This is a genomic window from Mycobacterium sp., assembly GCF_035623875.1.
In the GTDB taxonomy this organism is placed as follows: domain Bacteria; phylum Actinomycetota; class Actinomycetes; order Mycobacteriales; family Mycobacteriaceae; genus Mycobacterium.
On the sequence record NZ_DASPSP010000005.1, the window covers coordinates 1 to 3551 of the forward strand.

The following is a 3551-nucleotide window of genomic DNA, read 5'->3' on the forward strand; positions in this document are numbered from 1 at the left end:
GGGCTCGACATCACCCAAGACGTCGAGCTGGCGATGGAGCTGGGCTACACCTCGCTTGCGCTTCGCTCGATGTTCGGCACCAACAACGGCATCGCCGGTCAAGTCCTGGTCGGATTCGGCACCGACGAGCAGAAGGCCACCTGGCTGGAAGCATTGGCGTGCGGAAAGGTCGCGTCGTTCGCGCTGACCGAGCCCGGGGCGGGATCGAACCCGGCGGGGTTGCGCACCAAAGCCCTTCGTGACGAAGCAGATTGGGTGATTTCGGGCGAGAAGCGGTTCATCACCAACGCACCGGTCGCGGATCTGTTCGTGGTCTTCGCCCGGACCCGTCCCGCCGACGACGCCGGACCGGGCATTGCTGTTTTCCTGGTTCCCGCGGACACCGCCGGTCTGGAGGTCGGGGCCAAGGACGCCAAGATGGGACAGGAAGGCGCCTGGACCGCTGACGTGCGCTTTACCGATGTGCGCGTCCCGGCCGGCGCGCTGGTCGGCGGCAGTGAGGACATCGGCTATCGAGCAGCGATGACCTCCCTGGCACGGGGCCGTATCCACATCGCGGCGTTGGCTGTGGGAACCGCTCAGCGAGCGCTGGACGAATCCGTGACGTACGCGGCCAGCGCCACCCAGGGCGGCACCCCGATCGGAAACTTCCAGCTCGTGCAGGCGATGCTCGCCGACCAGCAGACCGGGGTGATGGCCGGTCGTGCCCTGGTGCGTGACGCCGCCCGGCTGTGGATCACCGAGCAGGACCGGCGAGTCGCGCCGTCGGCGGCGAAGGTGTTCTGCACCGAAATGGCCGGCAAGGTCGCCGACCTCGCCGTGCAGATCCACGGCGGCAGTGGCTACATGCGCGAAGTACCGGTGGAGCGCATTTATCGTGACGTCCGGCTGCTGCGGCTCTACGAGGGCACCAGTGAGATTCAACGGCTGATCATCGGATCGAACCTGGTCAAGGCGGCGCAGCGTAAGCAGTGACGTATTATCGTTCGCGTTACAGTGACGTTTACGATATGGAGCGCGGATGAGCGGCCGGCTAACGGGCAAGGTGGCATTCATCACCGGAGCGGCACGGGGCCAGGGCCGCGCGCACGCGGTCCGGATGGCCCACGAGGGCGCCGACATCATCGCGGTCGACATCGCGGGCAAGCTGCCGTCCTGTGTGCCCTACGACTCGGCAACCCCAGAAGACCTGGCCGAAACCGCTGGGCTCGTCGAAGCGACCGGCCGCCGAGTTGTCACGTCAGCGGTCGATATTCGCGACTTCGACGGTCTGTGTGACGCGGTGGACGACGGCGTGGCCACCCTCGGGCGGCTGGACATCATCGTCGCCAACGCCGGCATCTCGGCTGCGCAGACATGGAACGAGATCACTCCCGAATCGTTCCGCGACGTAATGGACGTCAACGTGACCGGAACGTGGAACACGGTGATGGCCGGGGCCCAGAAGATCATCGACGGCGGTAGCGGCGGGTCCATCATTTTGATCAGCTCCGCGGCCGGCATCAAGATGCAGCCGTTCATGGTGCATTACACCGCCAGCAAGCACGCCGTGACCGGGTTGGCTCGCGCGTTCGCCGCGGAGCTGGGCAGGCATTCGATCCGGGTGAACAGCGTGCATCCCGGTCCGGTCAACACGGCCATGGGAAGCGGCGACATGGTCGCCGCAGTGGCCAGGGCCACCGAAACCTATCCGCAGTTGGCGAATGTGCTCACACCGTTTCTGCCGAATTGGGTGGCCCAGCCCGAAGATATCGCCGACGCGGTCTGCTGGCTGGCCAGCGAAGAATCGCGCAATGTCACCGCCGCGGCGATCTCCGTCGACCAGGGCTCCACGCAATACTGATTCGCGATTACGACGTCGTCGCTGCGCCTGATGGGTACTGGCCGATGAGATCTAATGTGCCGAGGTCGCGGATGGCTTGGCAGCCGCGAGCCAACATGGTGAGCACCATGTCGTCACCGCGGTCGGTGGCGGTGGCGAATGCGAATCCCAAGGCAGAGATGAGCAGGGCCTGCGGCATGCCGAGCCGGTAATCGCGCCAACAGGTTTCGCGGTCATAGCCGGCGACACCGTAGCCGGAAAGAGCTCGGTAATACTCGTCGACAAGGTCTTTCTCGATCGCTGAGCGCAGTTCCGGCTTGAGGCTGGTCGCCGTGAAGTAGGCGAGATCCCTTGCGGGCAGCCCCACCCCGAGTGTCTGCCAGTCAACCACCGTGACCCTGCTGGCGTCTGGATAGAACAGCAGGTTGTCGAGGCGGTAGTCGCCATGCAGCAGCGCAAACCGATCTCGTTCGGCAAGCAGCCAGGGTGCCACCAAACCCATTGCAGCGGTGAAAGTCTCACGGTCGGCTACGCTCATGCGATCACCGAGCTTGTCCAAGGTGATCTCGAGACTCATCCGCGCCACCTCGCCGAGACCTTCGGCCGATGCTTGGTCGGGCCGGGCGAAGGCAATCCCGGGCAAGTCCAACCACACCGGATCACACCAGCTGGGCCCGTGTAGTCCGGCCAACGCCTTGACGGCCAGTCTCGCCTCCTGCTCGCCGCAGCCCGCGAGTTGATCGCCCTGCGCCGCGGGTGCTTGATCGGCGAGCAACAGGGCGTAGTCAAAAGCGTCGTCGCTGATCTCGCAGTAGAAGCACTGCGGCGTCGGCACCCGCACCCGGCCGGCGACCACGTTGTAGAAGGTGCATTCACAGCGGTAGCCGATGGTCACCCGATCGCGCACAGTGTCATCCTGAGCAGGCAGTTTGATCACGAAGGTGTCCGGCAAGCTTCCCGCGTCATCGGCGTAGCTAACTGACACCCGATACGTCGCCCCGGTTTGTCCGGTACCGATGGCCGCCACATCCACTTCCGAGACTCGCACCGGGGTGTCGTCGCTGCTCAGTACTGCCGAGAGCCAGTCGCGGGTGATGTCGCCCGGGTGTCGGGGAATGGACATCCCGATGCTCGCTCCCTTCGTGGGTTGAGGACCCGACAACTGTAAGCCATACGACATGAGTTGCGGCCGAGTTGTCCGGAATGGGCCTGTCCGGCAGGAGCGGTTGAGTGGAATTCTGTATGACCGGGTGATCCTGCACGGCGCCACCCCTGACGAGCTGCAACCCATCATCGACCAATAGCGCCGAGAATCGTTCAGCGGTAAGCACATGCACTCAGCTGTCAGCCGAGGGTGTCCAGATGCGGGTGGACTCGGAGCGCCCCCGCAGCAGGGTGTCACCATGTGCGACCCAATGCTGGCGCTCAGCCGCATCGGCACGATCTATTGCCGCGGCTGAACACACGATCCGTTGGTCCAACGCTTTCGCGAAATCGGCCAGCCGCGCGGCCTCGTTGACCGCGTCGCCGACGACGGTGTATTCATAGCGGTTTTCGGCGCCAATGTTCCCGGCGAATACCGCCCCTGCCGAAACGCCTATCCCGAAGTCGACCCCCGGTAGCCTCCGCAGGTGGCTGCGCAGGCTACGAGCGGTGGCCAACGCCGCCGACGCCGCTCCAGCCGCGGGCAACGGCGCCCCAAAGACCGCCAGCGCGGCGTCTCCTTGGA

General features: G+C 65.1%; 4 protein-coding genes. 2 read left to right on the forward strand and 2 right to left on the reverse strand.

The annotated features are described in order from the left end of the window. Both VEI45_RS00680 and VEI45_RS00685 read left to right on the forward strand, forming a co-directional pair. The coding region (locus VEI45_RS00680; RefSeq protein WP_324849123.1) for an acyl-CoA dehydrogenase family protein at nucleotides 1–975 on the forward strand (975 nt) is incomplete at its 5' end. 46 nt (nucleotides 976–1021) lie between these two features. Next, nucleotides 1022–1843, forward strand: coding sequence for a mycofactocin-coupled SDR family oxidoreductase (locus tag VEI45_RS00685; RefSeq protein ID WP_324849125.1), 822 nt, complete (start codon nucleotides 1022–1024; stop codon nucleotides 1841–1843). Nucleotides 1844–1850: 7 nt separating this feature from the next. Here VEI45_RS00685 and VEI45_RS00690 read toward each other — a convergent pair whose 3' ends face one another. Together VEI45_RS00690 and VEI45_RS00695 are read right to left on the reverse strand one after the other, a co-directional pair. Continuing rightward, nucleotides 1851–2945 (reverse strand): phosphotransferase family protein, encoded by a 1095-nt coding sequence (locus tag VEI45_RS00690; RefSeq protein ID WP_324849127.1) that lies wholly within the window; start codon nucleotides 2943–2945, stop codon nucleotides 1851–1853. A 214-nt stretch (nucleotides 2946–3159) separates the two neighbouring features. Next, the coding region (locus tag VEI45_RS00695; protein WP_324849129.1) for an adenylate/guanylate cyclase domain-containing protein at nucleotides 3160–3551 on the reverse strand (392 nt) is incomplete at its 5' end.